Origin of the sequence: Actinopolymorpha singaporensis (genome assembly GCF_900104745.1) — a bacterium.
Taxonomy (GTDB): Bacteria; Actinomycetota; Actinomycetes; order Propionibacteriales; family Actinopolymorphaceae; genus Actinopolymorpha; species Actinopolymorpha singaporensis.
Genome location: NZ_LT629732.1, coordinates 6077507 through 6093075, shown reverse-complemented (window position 1 = coordinate 6093075; position 15569 = coordinate 6077507). Strand labels below are relative to the sequence as shown.

Here is a 15569-nt window from a genome sequence, read left to right as displayed (position 1 = left end):
CCCACCCCGAACTCGGTCAGCTTTGTCCGAGAACCGAGGGCGGCAGTTCGATGTCGGGTACGAGTTCGACGAGGAGGCGCCGGACGCGGGTGTCGATGTCGGCGACGATACGGCGGACCGTGGCCTCGTCCTGGCCGCCGGGATCGTCGACCGGCCAGTCGACGTACTTCACCCCTGGTACGTACGGGCACTCCTCCCCACACCCGAGGGTTATGGCCAGGTTGCTGGCCGCGATGGTCTCGCGGGTGAGCAGCTTGGGGTGCTCTTTGGAGGTGTCCAGCCCGAGCTTGTTGAGTACGTCGGCGACCTCGGGGTGGATGTGCTCGCCTGGTTGGGTGCCGGCGGACACGGCTACCACGCGACCGCCCGCGTAGTGCTCGGTGAGGACGCGGGCCGCGACGGACCGGCCACCGTTGCGTACGCAGGCGAAGACGATCTGGGGCCGGTCGTTCATGCGAGCTCCTTCGACGGGCGAACACCGGTGTCAACGAGCACTTGCGGGCTCCTCCGGGGCGGCTGGTCATGGAAGAAGCGGCGTGCCCACAGGCTCACGTGGACCAGGCCGACGAGTACGGGCACCTCGACAAGTGGTCCGACGACTCCGGCGAGGGCCTGGCCGCTGGTCACGCCGAACACCGCGATCGCGACCGCGATGGCGAGTTCGAAGTTGTTGCCCGCCGCGGTGAACGCGACCGTGGTCGATCGGCTGTAGCCCAGGCCGACGGCACGGGAGATCAGCATGGAGCCGCCCCACATGAGCGCGAAGTAGACGACGAGTGGGACGGCGATGCGAGCGACGTGGAGCGGTTCGGAGGTGATTGCCCGGCCTTGGAGAGCGAACAGGACGACGATGGTGAACAGCAACCCGTACAGCGCCCACGGCCCGAGCCGGGGCAGAAGTCGCGACTCGTACCACTCGCGTCCTCGCTTGCGCTCGCCGAGACGGCGGGTCAGGTAGCCGGCGAGCAACGGGATGCCGAGGAACACGGCGACGCTTCCGGCGATCTGTCCGCCGGACACGTCGATGCCGGTGGTGTCCAGGCCAAGCCAGCCGGGAAGTAGGTTCAGGTAGAACCACCCGAGCAGCCCGAACGCGAGTACCTGGAAGACGGAGTTCAGCGCCACCAGGACCGCGGCGGCCTCGCGGTCACCACAGGCCAGGTCGTTCCAGATGATTACCATGGCGATACAGCGGGCGAGCCCGACGACGATCAGCCCTGTGCGGTACTCGGGGAGACCGGGGAGGAAGGTCCAGGCCAGGGTGAACATCAGTGCCGGGCCGACCAGCCAGTTCAGCACCAACGACAAGACCATCGTGCGCCGGTCACGGGCGACGTGGCCCACCTCGTCATAACGGACCTTCGCCAGAACCGGATACATCATCACCAGCAGACCCAGCGCGATCGGCAGCGACACCGAGCTCACCTTGATGGCATCCAGCACGCCGGCGATCCCGGGCACCCACCGTCCGAGCAGCAGCCCCGCCACCATCGCGAGGCCGATCCAGACGGGCAGGAACCGGTCCAGACGCGACAGCCCTCCCACCACGCCATGAGGGGCTGCCCCTGTCGACCGCGCGTCGACGACGGTGGGATGCTGCGGGCTCAACGGTTCTCCTCAGCTTGGCGGGCCGGTCGGCGGCCGATAACATATCAACCGATGATGACATCACCAAGCACTGATGCATCGGTCGGCTCCCTGTTCAAGGTGCTCGCCGATCCACTCCGCCGCCGCATCGTCGAACTGCTCACCCAGGAACAGCTGTGCACCTGCCACCTGGTCGAGGAGACCGGCGCCGGCCAGACGACGGTCAGCAATGCTCTGCGGCTGCTCCGGCAGGCCGGTGTCGTCGAGACCGAACCATGCGGCCGGTTCACCTACTACCGGCTGCGCCCGGAGGTCCTGCACGCCCTGGCCGGCGAGGTGGCCCAGCTCGCGGTAGACGCTGACGCCGCGCAGGCCCGCAAGCGGCCCTGCTGACCTCTCCGCCTTGGGGCGCCCCAGGCGGGCATACGCACACGCCAAACGGGCCCACCTCACTGGAGGCGGGCCCGTTGTGGCGGGACGATCGACAAGAAGCGGAACCGAGCAGCTAGCCGGCGCAGCACGCTCCGGCGCCGCCGGCCGGCACAACGGCCAGCTGGCCTTCGGTTGTCGAGGTGCTGCCGGCGCCGCCACAGCAGCCGCCGTCACCGGTCTTGACCGGTTCGGTCGCCGCGGCGGGCTGGTCGCCGGCAGCGACGTCGGCCGTCGTCCTGCCCTCCAGCTCGGCTCCGGCGTCGGCGAGGACCACGTAGTTCTCCCAGCGCTGCCCGTCGGGTCCGGTGACCCAGTGCTTGTCCTGCCGGGCGTAGCAGCAAACGACGTCGCCTTCGGTGTCCAGGCTGAGGCCGGCGGCCTCGAGTCGGTTGGCCTGTGCCTCGACCTCCTCCATCGACTCCCGCTCGACGCCGAGGTGGTTCAGGGTGCCGGTGGCTTCGGGGTTCTCGAACAGCACCAGCTTCAGCGGCGGGTCGTCGACCGCGAAGTTGGCGTACCCGGGGCGGCGCTTGGCCGGCTCGGTGTCGAACAGCGCGGAGTAGAACTCCACGGCCGCGTCGATGTCGTTGACGTTGAGGGCCAGCTGAAGACGGGACATTGATGCTCCTGGTCGGATCAGTGGGGTCGATATGAATGTTCGTCAGTCAGGCGCAGCAGAGCACGGACGACTTCTGGGGCGCAGTCGCGGGCCGACGCGGCGCTGCGCCTCGCAGGAGAACACCGGCGGTGCGGGTAAGCCCGGAAAGCCCGGCCAGTCCGAAATGGGGCCGGCGCTCCACGCGCGAAGCCCTGCGCCGAGCCGCGCCTGCGCGGAGCAGGTCATCCCGGTGTGCCTGCGCCACGGCTTCGATCATGATCGGGTGCATGAGCCTTCTCCTTCGCCTCGGCCGGACCGTCCCGGCCCACGACATAGATACTGGTCTATGCGAAGCGCATTGACAAGCGTCTATCTCAGGTTTCTTCGGCAATGCTTGCGGGCTCGCCCCACCGCCGCCGCCGGAGAGTTGATAGACGGCCACCTATCTCGTGGCACTATGGGTGGCATGCCGAAGCCGCTGCCCGTGATCCAGCCCGTGCCGCCCGCGGCCGCCTGCTGCGCACCCCTCACCGCCGCGCCGCTGACCGCCGAGCAGGCCGAGGAACTCGCCGTACGGCTCAAGGCGATCGCGGACCCCACCCGGCTACGGCTGCTGTCCCTGATGCTGGCCAGCCCAGGCATGCAGGCATGCACCTGCGACCTCACCGAACCGCTCGGGCTCACCCAGCCGACGATCACACACCATCTGCGCAAGCTCGCCGCCGCAGGCCTGGTCGTCCCCGAACGCAGGGTCGGCAACTTCACCTACTACCAAGTGGTGAGCGACGCCCTGACCGGCCTCGCCAACATCCTCGCCCCGGTCACCGCCGCCTGAACTGGGGACGCTTGACACCCCGGCCCGCCGGCGCAGACTGAGGCCAGCCCTGCGGCTGGCGGGGTTTCAACCTGAGGGTGCGTGAGCCGCGGATGGACCGGCAGTCGATACATGCGGAGATGGAGCACGCCCGTGCGACCTTCCAGGCGCTGGTGTCGCAGGCATCCCCTGCCGCCCTCGGCCGCGACTCCGATGGCACCCGGTGGACGAACCAGCAGTTGCTGTTCCACATGCTGTTCGGATACATGATCGTCCGCAGACTGCTACCGCTGGTGCGAACACTCGGACGACTGCCGGACGGTTTCAGTCGGCGGTTTGCCCGCATGCTCAACACCACCACGAGACCGTTCCACGTCGTGAACTACCTCGGCTCCTGCGGCGGCGCGCTCGTGTTCCGCGGTGCCCGACTGACCAGGAAGTTCGACAAGACGGTGGCAGCACTACACCGCAACCTCGACCAGGAGACTGACGACGCCCTGGCGCGGGGCATGCACTTCCCCGTCGACTGGGACCCCTTCTTTGCAGACAAGATGAGCCTGCTCGACGTCTACCACTTCGGGACCCAGCACTTCGACTTCCACCAGCAGCAACTGACCCTCCAGCCACCCGGCGCGTAGGAGCCCTCCGGGCCGGGCGACGGCTGGCCACACTGCAGACGCCTGCCAACAGGGCCTCCGTCGAAGCAAGCCGGCCGGTGGGAGGTTCTCGGGTGGCCAAGGGTCGGCGCGGGCGCGCGGTTGAGCTTAACGTCAGCACTCCAGTCCCACGCCGGAAGACGAGACGGCTGGAAGTGAGTTAGAAATCGAACGCGTGTTTGACCTGTCGGCTAACCTAAGGGCTGGGCCGGGGGCCCTGGATGCGACTGATCCAGGCAGGGGAGTCGACTGCGATCCGGGGTCCCCATGCTCATGCATTGCCGCCTCGGCGGCTTCGTCCTCGACCTCGGCGGACACCGGATCGATCCAACTTTGCTTGAGGCTGGGCGAGGGAAGTCAGGGATGGTCGCCCCGGCGCCGGTCGGTCGAGTCCATCCTGCCTCCGTCTGACCGACTCCAGTTGGTTCTGCGCGAGCCGATGAGACCCTTGCGCCTCTCTTTCGCGAACGCTGCGAGATAGCGAGACACAGCCGGAGTCAGTGAGACATGCGCCGACGGGTCCGCAGGGGCATCACCCCAGGTCAGAAGGCTGCCAGCGACAGATCGTCGCAGGTGGTGCGAGTGCGCCCCCGGTAGGATTCGAACCTACGCACACGGCTCCGGAGGCCGTTGCTCTATCCCCTGAGCTACGGGGGCTCGGGGCGGAGACAGATTAGCAGGGTCCTCCGGTGGCTACGCTGGCGCGGTGCTTCCCGACCGGTTGGCCGACCAGATCGGCCGTGTTCTCGACGCCCTCGTCCGGTCGGGACATCTCCCGTCGACGACCGGCATCCCCGGTGAGATCCGGGTCGAGCGGCCGTTCCGGAACGCTCGCGGAGACTACGCCAGCCCGGTCGCGCTACGGCTGGCCGGAGCATACGGGAGTACGCCGGGCGAGGTGGCCCGACTGGTCGCCGCCGCGCTCCAGGAGAGCCCGGAGGTGGCCCACGCTGAGGCCGCGGGCGGGTTCGTGAACGTCGTCGTCAACGACGCTGCGCTCGCCGAAACCGTCCGCGAGGTCGTCGCCGCCGGTCCGGCGTACGGCGAACATCCGGTGATGTTTGCACCGCCGGACGATGAACTCGGCCATCGAGCGAGGTTCGCGCACGCCCGGCTCGCCGGTCTGCTCCGGGCCGGACCGGCTCTGGAGGTTCCGTACGACCCGGACCGGCTCGAGGTGGCCGTTCTCGCGGACCCTCCGGCGCGCCGCCTGGTGTGTGCTCTGGCCGAGTTGCCCTCGGTCGCGGCGCGGGAGAGTCCGCGCGCCTTGCACAAGTACTTCACCGAGATCCTTTCCTGCGTTGAGGAATTCGAGGTTTCGGTCGCGGTGCTGCCGCGCGGAGACGAACCGTCCACGGCCGCCCACGGCACCCGGCTCGTCCTGGTCGACGCGGCCCGGATCACGCTGGCGAGCGCATTGCGGCGTTACGGCCTTTGCGCTCCCGACCGGCTGTGAGGCCCCGTCAGCCGACTTCCGCCGTCGTCCGCCGACACCAGTCGACCACAGCCGGACGGACCCGGCTGAACACCGCGCGAACCGGGCCCGAACCCCGGGCCAACTCGTTCTGAACCGGCCCAGGGAGATGCGGCCGGGGCGCACTCTCCGGCCGACCGCGAATCCGGATCCCGGTCGTTCTCCGTCGATAGTCTGCAGCCGACGGACACGTGCCGAGACGGAGTACGAACGACCCCGGGGGATTGTGGACGTTCCATGACAGAGGTTCTGCTCATCGTCGTGTCGTTGTCCGACGTACCCCGCCTGCTGGGGCTCCTCGAACGGCTCGGCTCCGCCGGCCTGACCATTCGGGTCGCGCTCGCCGTCCCCGCCTCGGCCACCGCCGCGGACGTGGAGGAACAGCTCGGCACCGACGCCGCCGAGGTCCGGATGGTCCGGATGAACCTCAGCGGACGCCGCGGCGGCGTCGCCCCGGCACGGTTCTCCCGCCGCTGGGCGAAGGTGGTCACGCGGAACCTGGTCGTCCGCGGCGGCGTCCGGGTCGCCGACGACGAACGCCGCGGCTGGCTGATGGTGCGCTACGACCCGTGGATCCGGCGACGGGCACGCCAGGCCGACCTGATCCTCGCCGCCGACCGGGACGCCGAACGAGCTGCCGAGCTCGCGGCGCGGCACAACCGGGACGCCGTACGCCTGACCGCCACCGACCCGGCCCTGGACGGCGTACTCGCCCAGCTCGCCACCACCGTCCCCCTCCGCCGCGCGCTCCGGCAGGGCCTGTCCCGCACCACCGCCGAGGAGGTCGTGCTGGCCTGGAAGCGGGTGGCCGCCGACCCGGCCGAACCGCACCTGAACGACTTCGTCGGTCAGGCGGTGGGGGTCGTACACGCGTTGCGGCGCGGTCACGCGTTCGAGGAGGCGGAGGTGGTGGCCCGGTCCGCGCTGGGCCTGGACCTGCCGCCGGCGGAGATGGCCGCGCTGCGGGTGGAGCTGGTCACCAACCAGATCGCGGCGGGCGGCAGTCCCGCGCGGGAACTGGCCGAGGCGGTCCGGGAGTTGCTGGGGTTCGCAGACGAGGCACTGCGCGAGGGTGACCTGGAGACCGCCGGCCGGATTGCCGTCCAGGCGACCGACGCGGTTCTGCACCGCGAGCTGCACGCCGACGTCCTGGCCAGCCCACTGCTCGAGGACCCGGAGGGGTTCCTCGCGCCACTGCGAGACTCGCTGACGTTCCAGGCGCTGCGGGCGCCGGCGGGGTCGATGGCCTGGGTGTTGCCCGGCACGAACCGCGCCGTGTCCCCGGTCCCCTCGGTCCCCTCGGACCCGTCGGCACCTTCGGGGTCATCGGCCTCTCCGGAGAGACCGGCTTCCCTCGCCCCGGCGACCACCCTCCCCGGTCCGCCGCCGATACTGCCCGGGACGCCGGCACCGCACCGCGTACTCGTCGTGCCCGGCGACTACCCGCACTTCACCCAGGGCATCATCAGCGCGCTCGCCGACGAACCCGACCTCGAGGTGCGGGTGCTGAACCTCCGCGCGCCCGGCGTACGCCGGCGCTACCAGCGAGGCGCGCTCGTCCTGGACCGGTTGCGCGACGCCGTCGGACGTCCGGTCCCGGCTCCTGCCCGACCCGACGCGGAGTTGCTGGAGTGGGCGGACACGATCTTCGTCGACTGGTGCGACAACGCCGCCCAGTGGGTCACCATCCACGCGCCGCGTACGACTCGGCTGGTGGTCCGATTCCACAGCCTGGAAGCGATCTCACCCCAGCCGCACATGGTCGACTGGTCACAGGTGTCGGAGGTGATCTTCGTCGGCCGGCACGTCCGCGAGCTCGTCGAACGCGCCGTGCCCGACCTCACCCAGGTGCCCGGCCGGCACGTGGTCCCCAACGAGATGCGGCTGGAACGCTTCGGCCTGCCCAAACGGCCGGGTGCCGAGCGGACGCTGGCCATGGTCGGCTGGGCGCAGCGGGTGAAGGACCCGCTGTGGGCGCTGGAGGTGCTGGCACTGTTGCGGGCCGAGGACCCCACGTGGCGGCTGCTGCTGATCGGCCGGGACTTCTCGCCGCACCAGCACGCCGGTGCCTTGCGCTACCAGGACGAGTTCCGCGAGCGCGCGGCCGCCGACGACGTACGTGACGGGCTGGTCCACGTCGGCTACACCACCGAGCTCCCCGAGGTGCTGCGCGACGCCGGATTCGTGCTCAGCGCCAGCCGGCGGGAGGGTTTCCCGGTCGGGCCCACCGAGGGCGCCGCCTCCGGTGCGGTCCCGGTCATGCGCGACTGGCCGATGTACGCCGACTACTCGGGCGCGAGCGGGATCTTCCCGGCCGAGTGGGTGGTCCGCAGTCCCGCGGAGGCGGCGGCGCGGATCCTTGCCCACGCCGACCCGGAGCGGCGCGCGGAGGCGGGGGCCGCCGCCCGGGAGTACGTCGTGGAGCACTTCGACTGGCGGGCCGTGGAGCCGAGATTCCGCGAGGTCTTGCTCGGACCCTAGGGCGTACGGGACTCGCTCGCGGCCGCCGCGAGCTTGCGCAGCACGTCCTGGGCGGCGGCCACGTCACCCACGGGTGACAGGTGGTCCAGCGGCCTGGTGCTCATCGGGCTGCCGTCCTCGACCAGGCCCCACACCGGCCGCCCACTGCCGGCGTAGTCGCTCCACTTCGACGGCAGGTAAGGGTTCCTGGCGTGTGTGTCCGACGTCAAGGCGTCATTGACGACGAGGCAGTCGAACTTCGAGGCCAGGTTCAGGAATGCCAGGTAGCGCACGTACTGGTTGATCCGCACCAGCTCCGCGATCCCGAGCTCCGCAACGTGGGCCCGCAGTGCGTCGGCCTTGCCGGTGAAGACGTGCAGCCGGAGCCGCTCGCGGGTCGCCGGCTCCAGCTCCGCCAGGGCGGTGAGCACGTCGCCCAGGCCGCGGGTGGCGTAGAAGTTGCCGAAGTAGCCGACGTGTGCGATGCCCGGCTCGAGGGAGTACGCCTGGTCGGCCATGGCGTAGAAGGCCGGGGGGAGGGTGGGGTGTGGCGAGATGACCGCCTTCTCCCGGGCCGTCGCCGCGATCTGCGGCACGGGCGCGTAGCTCAGCATGTAGTCGAGCTGGTTGGGGTTGGTGAAGACCAGCCGGTCGGCGAGGGCGTACGCGAGGTACTCGCACCAGTCCAGTACGTTGTCCGACTCCAGCACCGGCAGCCCGAGCGTCCGGATCCGCTCGGCCGCCCGGGCGAGCAGGTCGCTGTCACCGAGAGGTGAGACGCGCGGCTTGCCCTGCACGTCGCGCGCCGCCGGGTCGGAGAACTCCGCGGTCCAGGCCGTCGCGGGGTTGTGCAGCTTGTACGCGGCGGCGAGGAAGTGCGAGGCGGGCCACATCACCCGGCTGTAGACGCGTTCGTACGGGCCCTTCCGGCGTTCGAGTTCGGTGATTCGTTCCATACCGGCGGAGCAGTACGCCTCGATCGCACCCCAGTGGGAGAAGTACGTCGGGGTGTCCGTGGCGATCTCGTTCTCGACGTACGGTCCGCTGATCCGGCGGATGCTCGGATCCTGCTCGCGGTTGCCGTCCATCGCGTTGAACACCGCGTCAACGACGTCCTGACGCTCACGCACCCGCTTGGCCATCACGACCGCGCTGGTGTCGTTGTAGGGCGCGAAGCAGTAGGCGACGGCGAGCGCCCGGGCGCGCCCGCGGTTGAGCCGGTCGTACGGGAAATAGTCGAAGGCGTGGCCGTCCAGTGCCGCCACCACCTCGGCGTGGTCGTCCGGGTGAACCCGCAGGTGCGCGTTGAGCCGGTCGACCTCGGCGTCCAGGTGGGCACGGATCAGCGCGACAGCCTCGGGCGCGGCGCCACGGCCCACCACGTCGAGACGGCGCAGGAAGTCCAGTTGGGCGGTCACGTCGAGAGCGGGCTCCGCCGGCGGCGTGGCCTGCTGGTGGTCTTGCACCTCACCGGCGGCGGAGAGGGGCCCGGTGACGGGCGCAAGGCGGAGTTGACAGTCGTACGCCGCGACCAGCGTGGCGAGGAACAACGCGTCCGCGTGTGGCGTGAGCCCCGGGGCGGCGTCCACGCCGGTGCCGTTGCTGCCGGTGCCGTTGTTGCCGGTGCCGTTGTTGCCGGTGCCGTTGTTGCCGGACGTGCGGGCGGCGGCCTGCCGTGCGGTGGCTGTCGGTACCAGCGTGCCCGCGACGGTGGTGGGGAGCCGAGCCTGCGCGCCGGCACGCTCCGCCGCGGCGACCACGACCGCCGGTCCGGCGATGGTGAGCAGGGAGGCGACGAACTCCGGGACCGGGCGGTCGGTGGCGTCGAGGAAACAGGTGAAGGTCGTACGGGCGGCGGCCGGACCGACGTCGCGGGCGGACAGCATGCCCGGCCGGGCCGAGTCGACCACCCGGGCGGCGGACACGTGAGCGGCCCCGGCGAGGCTGCGCACCGCGTCGGTGACCTCGGGCGAGGCAGGCCCGTCCACGGCCACCAGCACGTCGCGGAGTTCTCCGTCCGCCACCCACACCTGCCCGGCCAGTGCGTGCAGGCAGCCGGAGACGTCCTCGCCCGCGCCGGCCCGTACCACCACGGTCACGCCGGGCGAGAGGTCGCCGGAGCCTGGCCCCGACGGTGCCTGCGCCCCGACGCTCGCCCCGGCGTTCGACGGAGTGGCCGGTCGGGCGTCCCGGAGGGCGCGGGTCCAGTTGGCGACCACCGACTCGTCGACCGGCCGGGTATCCGAATGCGCGACCCAGGGCCTGTCACCCGGATTCGTCGGGCTTTCTTCTCGGTTCGTCGCCCTGTTGTTCACCACGTGTTTTCCTTTTTCTGTCGACGGCGCGGGCAATTGACCCCGGCGCCGTTCGTCGACCACACTCTGCGGTGCCTGCCGGCGCTGGAACACCCACTCCGCAAGCCTGCCAGGCGTTGTGACGTAGCGCGCGTACGGTATCAACGTGTGGATGAATCCACTGCCCGCATTCCGCAGGATGCGGGCTCGGTGTCTGGCGCGGTGGCCGCGTCAATTGGTGGCAGGAGGACGACGGTGCCATATTCCGCACCCAAGTTGAGAAAGTCGATCCCCGGCGATCGCGAATTCGCGGATCCGGAATCAATGGACCTCGCCGATATCGCGGCGCGGCGGTGGGCCGTCGGTCGGCTGTTGCTCGTGACGTCCGGTACGACGACCCCGGGGCTCGGCCTTCCGTTCGAGCGGGCGACGATCGCCGGGCCCGAGGACCTCGACCTCGTCGACCACGAGTCCTACGACGCCGTCGTGATCGACGGCCCGGCGCTGGGAGTAGGCGGCGCCGCCGGTGTGCTCGCGCCCGCAGCCCGGTGCGTGCGCCCGGGAGGTCACCTCGCGGTCGTGCCCGCCGGCCACGGCGACACCTCGCCACCTCCGCCGCCCGCCGAACCCGGCGTGCGCTGGGTCGGTCTCGCCCTGCTCGCCGACCGGCCGTGCGCCCTGCTGCGCAAGGACGCCGGTCTGCCTCACTCGCAGACCGAGGCCGACGACGACCACCCCGACGACGACCACCCCGACCACGACCACTTCGGCGACTCCGGCACCTCCGCCGGCTCCGACGTGGCCGGCCGGCTGGCGACGATGACCCGGACCCTCGACCTCGCCGAGCGGAGTCGGCGCGCCGATCAGGAGGCTGCGCTCGCCGACCGCGCCGGCAGCGAGGCCGCCCTGCTGCGTCACCTGGCCGGGCTCAGTGCCGACCTCGCCGCGGAGCGGGCCGCCCGGTCCCGGCTGGAACGCGACCACACCGACCTCCGGCGCCGGTTCGAGACGCTGGACCGCCAGCACAGGCGGCTCCGGTCGTCGAAGCTGGGCGCGCTCACCCTGCGCTACTGGCAGGCACGCGGCGGCCTGCGCCGCCGTATCGGCCGGACCTCCCGATGAAGCCCTGCAGGACGTGGATCGTCCTGGCGCTGCTCGGCTGGGTCTGCGCGGCCGCGGCGTACGCCATCCTCGCCCGGCCCTCCTCCGGCACCACCGTCGTCCTGGTCGCGCTCGCCCCCCTCGTCGCCGGGCTCGTGCAGTCCCACCGCCAGCACCGCACCGTGCTGGCCCGGCTCGACCGGCAGAAGGCGCTGCTCGACCGGCAGACGGCGATCCTGGAAAGCCACACCCAGCGTGTCGCCCAGGTCGGCGAGCGCGTCGAGGGGCTCGCCGACCTCACCCCGTCGATCGCCACCGACCTCGGCGCGCTGCGCGCCACCGTCGACGCACTGCCGCACCGGGAGGAGTTCGACGCGAAGTTCCGGACGGCGGCGGCCGACGTCATCACCCGGACCCGCAAGGGTGTGGCCGTCGACCTGCTGCTCACGTTCCGGCAGATCGAGGCGATGCACAATCTCTACGCGGTGGGCGGTGTCGACCGGCCGATGCCGCCGACGCGCGGCTGGGCGTCCTCCCCGGACCTCCTGCTCCTGCTGGCCACCCTGGTCGAACGCGAGGAGCCGAGCCTGGTCGTCGAGTGCGGCAGCGGGACGTCGACGCTGTGGCTGGCCATGCTGCTGCGCCGGTTCGAGATCAAGGGCAGGGTGATCTCGCTCGAACACCAGCAGCCTTTCGTGGAGTCGGCGTGGGCGACGGTGCTGCGCCACGACCTGGCGGAGTACGTCGAGGTGCGGTACGCGCCGCTGGAGCCGGTCGAGGTCGACGGAACGACGTACCAGTGGTACTCCCGGCAGGCGTGGGACGAGCTGGACGGCATCGGGCTGCTGTTCGTGGACGGCCCACCCGGCGAGGTCGGCCCGCACGCGCGGTTCCCGGCGTTCCCACTGCTGGTGGACAAGCTGAGCCCGGACGCCGTGGTCGTGCTGGACGACCTGATCCGGCCGGACGAGCAGGAGGTGCTCGAACGCTGGCTCGCCGCGCGTCCCGACTACCGCGCCGAGCGGGTGAGCCTGGAGAAGAACGCCGCGCTGCTGCGCAGGACCTGAGGGCGGAACCAGAAGCTACCGCCCGCCCCGGTCTCACCCGGTACGGGCGCAGCCGTCAGGATGGTCTGCGTGAGTAGAGCCCACGAAGCCGGTGCGCTGCACGCCGGCGCCGGCCACCGTGGCCCGGCCTGGCTGGTGGCGCCGGACGATCCCAACGCGCTGACCCCTTCCCTGTGGCCCGCCAACGTGACGAAGGGCGCCAACGGTGTTCTGTCCGTCGCGGGTGTCGACGTCACGAAACTTGCGGAGGAGTTCGGCACCCCGGCCTACGTCGTGGACGAGGACGACTTCCGTGCCCGCTGCCGGGACTTCCGCGACGGCTTCGCCGGATGGGACGTCTACTACGCCGGCAAGGCGTTCCTGTGCGCCGAGGTCGCCCGCTGGGTCGCCCAGGAGGGGCTGCGCCTGGACGTGTGCACCGGCGGAGAGCTGGCGGTGGCACTGCGGTCGGGCTTCCCGGCGGACCGGATCGCCTTCCACGGCAACAACAAGTCAGAGTCCGAGCTAACCCGTGCGCTGGACGCCGGCGTGGCCCGGATCGTGGTCGACTCCCACGAGGAGATCAGCCGGCTGGCGAAGCTGGCCGCCGACCGCGGAGTCACCGCGCCGGTGCTGGTACGCGTGACCGTGGGCGTCGAGGCACACACCCACGAGTACATCGCGACCGCCCACGAGGACCAGAAGTTCGGCTTCTCCCTGGCCGGTGGCGACGCCGCCGCGGCCGTCGACCGGGTGCTGGCCGAGCCGTCCCTGGAGCTGCGGGGCCTGCACTCCCACATCGGCTCGCAGATCTTCGACAGCGCGGGGTTCGAGATCGCCGCCCGCCGGGTGGTCGGGCTGCACGCGCAGGTCCGCGACCGGCACGGTGTCGACCTGCCCGAACTCTGCCTCGGTGGCGGTTTCGGCATCGCCTACACCACTCAGGACGACCCGGAGTCGCCCGCCCAGCTGGCCGGTGAGCTCGCCGCGATCGTCGAGCACGAGTGCCACGGGTACGGCGTCGTCAAGCCGCGGTTGTCAGTGGAGCCGGGGCGCGCGATCGCCGGTCCCGCCGTCCTCACTCTCTACGAGGTCGGCACGGTGAAGCGGGTCGAACTCGACGCGGGGGCGGTGCGCACCTACGTCGCCGTCGACGGCGGGATGAGCGACAACGTACGCACCGCGTTGTACGACGCGGACTTCTCCTGCACGTTGGCCTCCCGGCGCTCGTCGGCGCCGCCGGCCCTGAGCCGGGTGGTGGGCAAGCACTGCGAGTCCGGCGACATCGTCGTCAAGGACGAGTTTCTCCCCGCCGACGTCCGGCCGGGCGACCTGGTGGCCGTCCCGGCGACCGGGGCATACTGCCGCTCACTGGCCAGCACCTACAACCACGTGCCGCGCCCGCCGGTGGTCGCGGTGCGGGCCGGTGAGGCCCGGGTGGTCGTCCGGCGGGAGACCGAGGAGGATCTCATGCGGCTGGACGTGTGGTGACCGGTTGACCAGGTGACCTGGGTGACCGGACGGCCGGCCGACGGGTGGTACGGACTGCCGTGACCGTGAACTGAGACGACGTCTCGAATTCTGGACGCAGCGCGCAAGGATCTGCGGCGTCTTCGACACTGGACGGGCAGAACGCCGACAAGGGAGACGAGAGGCCGAAAACAGATGGTGGAGCAGTCCGCGGAACCGCCGAAGCCGGACCGGCCGCTGAAGGTCGCCCTGCTCGGATGCGGTGTGGTCGGCAGCGAGGTGGTCCGCCTGCTCGTCGAGCACCAGGCCGACTTCGCCGCCCGCGTCGGCGCGCCGCTGGAGCTGGCCGGGATCGCCGTGCGCAGGGGTGGCAGGCACCGTGACGTCCCGGTCGACCCGGCTCTGTTCACCACCGACGCGCACGCCCTGGTGCGGCGTACCGACATCGACCTCGTGGTCGAGGTGATCGGCGGCATCGAGCCGGCGCGTTCGCTGATCCTCGCCGCGCTGGACAACGGCGCCTCCGTGGTCACCGCCAACAAGGCCCTGCTCGCCGAGGACGGCGCGACCCTGTTCGCCGCCGCGGAGAAGCGGGGCACCGACCTCTACTACGAGGCGTCCGTGGGCGGGGCCATCCCGCTGATCCGCCCGCTGCGGGAGTCCCTCGCCGGCGACCGGGTACGCCGGGTGCTCGGCATCGTCAACGGCACCACCAACTTCGTCCTCGACCGGATGGACACCGAGGGCACCAGCTTCGCCGAGGCGCTGGAGGAGGCGCAGGAGCTGGGTTACGCCGAGGCCGACCCGACCGCCGACGTGGAGGGCTTCGACGCGGCGGCCAAGGCCGCGATCCTCGCGAGCCTGGCGTTCCACACTCGAGTGCTGGCTTCCGACGTCCACCGGGAGGGCATCACCCAGGTCAGCTCGGTCGACGTGGAGAGCGCGCGGGCGATGGGCTGTGTGGTCAAGCTGCTCGCCATCGCCGAGCTCGCCGCCGACGGCACGGGCGTGGGGGTGCGCGTACACCCCGCGATGATTCCGCGCGAGCACCCGCTGGCCAGCGTGCGCGGGGCGTACAACGCGGTGTTCGTGGAGAGCGCGGCCGCGGGGCAGCTGATGTTCTACGGCGCGGGAGCCGGCGGCTCGCCCACCGCCAGCGCGGTGCTCGGCGACCTGGTGACCGTGGCCCGCAACCGCGTGCAGGGGGTGCGCGGCGCGGCCGCCTCGACCTACGCCCAGCTCGAGGTGCACCCGATGGGGGAGACGCCGACGCGCTACCACATCTCCCTCGACGTCTACGACCGCGCGGGCGTGCTGGCCAGCGTGGCCAACGCGTTCTCCCGCCACGGCGTGTCGATCCAGACCGTACGCCAGGAAGGCCGCGGCGCCGACGCGCAGCTCGTGGTGGTCACCCACCAGGCGCCCGACCGTGCCCTCACCGCTACGGTCGAGGAGCTCGAGGACCTGGACAGCGTGCGCGAAGTGACCAGCGTCATGCGGGTGGAGGGGCTCGGCGACAGGTGAGCCGGGGGCCGGCCGAACCGGGCCGCCACGCACCAGCCGCCGTACACCCGGGCGATCGCACGCAGACCTCCCGAACGGCAACGCCCGAACAGCAACGCTCCCGAACAACGCGG

Annotated in this window: 13 protein-coding genes and 1 tRNA gene; 9 read left to right on the top strand and 5 right to left on the bottom strand. The window is 71.1% G+C overall.

The genetic code is table 11. From position 1 onward, the window contains the following. Window positions 1–16: 16 nt before the first annotated feature. Complete coding sequence (locus BLU27_RS27280; RefSeq protein WP_092656508.1) at window positions 17–454, bottom strand: arsenate-mycothiol transferase ArsC; 438 nt, start codon at window positions 452–454, stop codon at window positions 17–19. Beyond that, window positions 451–1548, bottom strand: a complete 1098-nt coding sequence (gene arsB / locus BLU27_RS27275; RefSeq protein WP_277869318.1) for an ACR3 family arsenite efflux transporter — start codon at window positions 1546–1548, stop codon at window positions 451–453. Before arsB ends, BLU27_RS27280 begins: the two co-directional genes overlap by 4 nt. A gap of 111 nt (window positions 1549–1659) precedes the next feature. Here arsB and BLU27_RS27270 point away from each other — a divergent pair, with 111 nt between their 5' ends. Then, window positions 1660–1980, top strand: a complete 321-nt coding sequence (locus BLU27_RS27270; RefSeq protein ID WP_092656506.1) for an ArsR/SmtB family transcription factor — start codon at window positions 1660–1662, stop codon at window positions 1978–1980. 112 nt (window positions 1981–2092) lie between these two features. On the opposite strand, the gene BLU27_RS27265 is transcribed toward BLU27_RS27270, so the two are convergent. Continuing rightward, window positions 2093–2638, bottom strand: a complete 546-nt coding sequence (locus tag BLU27_RS27265) for an ArsI/CadI family heavy metal resistance metalloenzyme (protein ID WP_092656504.1) — start codon at window positions 2636–2638, stop codon at window positions 2093–2095. A gap of 445 nt (window positions 2639–3083) precedes the next feature. On the opposite strand from BLU27_RS27265, the gene BLU27_RS27260 reads away from it, so the two are divergent. After that, a complete protein-coding gene (locus BLU27_RS27260; protein WP_338417585.1) occupies window positions 3084–3452 on the top strand; it encodes a metalloregulator ArsR/SmtB family transcription factor in 369 nt (122 codons plus the stop codon). A 119-nt stretch (window positions 3453–3571) separates the two neighbouring features. Then, window positions 3572–4069 (top strand): DinB family protein, encoded by a 498-nt coding sequence (locus BLU27_RS27255; protein WP_197681598.1) that lies wholly within the window; start codon window positions 3572–3574, stop codon window positions 4067–4069. A 603-nt stretch (window positions 4070–4672) separates the two neighbouring features. Here the strand turns inward: BLU27_RS27255 and BLU27_RS27250 are convergent. Next, a tRNA-Arg gene (locus tag BLU27_RS27250) sits at window positions 4673–4744 on the bottom strand. Window positions 4745–4793: 49 nt separating this feature from the next. Here BLU27_RS27250 and BLU27_RS27245 point away from each other — a divergent pair. Together BLU27_RS27245 and BLU27_RS27240 are read left to right on the top strand one after the other, a co-directional pair. Beyond that, window positions 4794–5543 (top strand): DALR anticodon-binding domain-containing protein, encoded by a 750-nt coding sequence (locus BLU27_RS27245; protein ID WP_092656498.1) that lies wholly within the window; start codon window positions 4794–4796, stop codon window positions 5541–5543. A 255-nt stretch (window positions 5544–5798) separates the two neighbouring features. Beyond that, a complete protein-coding gene (locus BLU27_RS27240) occupies window positions 5799–8042 on the top strand; it encodes a glycosyltransferase (RefSeq protein WP_092656496.1) in 2244 nt (747 codons plus the stop codon). On the opposite strand, the gene BLU27_RS29665 is transcribed toward BLU27_RS27240, so the two are convergent. Continuing rightward, complete coding sequence (locus BLU27_RS29665; RefSeq protein ID WP_092656494.1) at window positions 8039–10339, bottom strand: glycosyltransferase; 2301 nt, start codon at window positions 10337–10339, stop codon at window positions 8039–8041. The genes BLU27_RS27240 and BLU27_RS29665 overlap by 4 nt on opposite strands. 300 nt (window positions 10340–10639) lie before the next feature. Here BLU27_RS29665 and BLU27_RS29365 point away from each other — a divergent pair, with 300 nt between their 5' ends. The 4 genes from BLU27_RS29365 (at window position 10640) to BLU27_RS27210 (ending at window position 15456) form a co-directional block, all read left to right on the top strand. Then, window positions 10640–11437 carry a hypothetical protein gene (locus BLU27_RS29365; RefSeq protein WP_157728823.1) on the top strand — a complete coding sequence of 266 codons (798 nt, stop codon included), beginning with the start codon at window positions 10640–10642 and terminating at the stop codon, window positions 11435–11437. Then, window positions 11434–12483, top strand: coding sequence for a class I SAM-dependent methyltransferase (locus BLU27_RS27220; RefSeq protein WP_092656491.1), 1050 nt, complete (start codon window positions 11434–11436; stop codon window positions 12481–12483). The genes BLU27_RS29365 and BLU27_RS27220 overlap by 4 nt, the downstream gene beginning before the upstream one ends. 69 nt (window positions 12484–12552) lie before the next feature. Next, window positions 12553–13953, top strand: coding sequence for a diaminopimelate decarboxylase (gene lysA / locus BLU27_RS27215; RefSeq protein WP_241827669.1), 1401 nt, complete (start codon window positions 12553–12555; stop codon window positions 13951–13953). A gap of 174 nt (window positions 13954–14127) precedes the next feature. Next, entirely contained in the window at window positions 14128–15456 is a 1329-nt protein-coding gene (locus BLU27_RS27210) for a homoserine dehydrogenase (protein WP_092656487.1), read from the top strand. Window positions 15457–15569: the final 113 nt, after the last annotated feature.

Coding starts and splice junctions, on each gene's coding strand:
- BLU27_RS27280 (WP_092656508.1), bottom strand. CDS start 454: ATGAACGACCGGCCCCAGATCGTCTTCGCCTGCGTACGCAACGGTGGC.
- BLU27_RS27270 (WP_092656506.1), top strand. CDS start 1,660: ATGATGACATCACCAAGCACTGATGCATCGGTCGGCTCCCTGTTCAAG.
- BLU27_RS27265 (WP_092656504.1), bottom strand. CDS start 2,638: ATGTCCCGTCTTCAGCTGGCCCTCAACGTCAACGACATCGACGCGGCC.
- BLU27_RS27260 (WP_338417585.1), top strand. CDS start 3,084: ATGCCGAAGCCGCTGCCCGTGATCCAGCCCGTGCCGCCCGCGGCCGCC.
- BLU27_RS27255 (WP_197681598.1), top strand. CDS start 3,572: ATGGAGCACGCCCGTGCGACCTTCCAGGCGCTGGTGTCGCAGGCATCC.
- BLU27_RS27240 (WP_092656496.1), top strand. CDS start 5,799: ATGACAGAGGTTCTGCTCATCGTCGTGTCGTTGTCCGACGTACCCCGC.
- BLU27_RS29365 (WP_157728823.1), top strand. CDS start 10,640: ATGGACCTCGCCGATATCGCGGCGCGGCGGTGGGCCGTCGGTCGGCTG.
- BLU27_RS27220 (WP_092656491.1), top strand. CDS start 11,434: ATGAAGCCCTGCAGGACGTGGATCGTCCTGGCGCTGCTCGGCTGGGTC.
- BLU27_RS27210 (WP_092656487.1), top strand. CDS start 14,128: ATGGTGGAGCAGTCCGCGGAACCGCCGAAGCCGGACCGGCCGCTGAAG.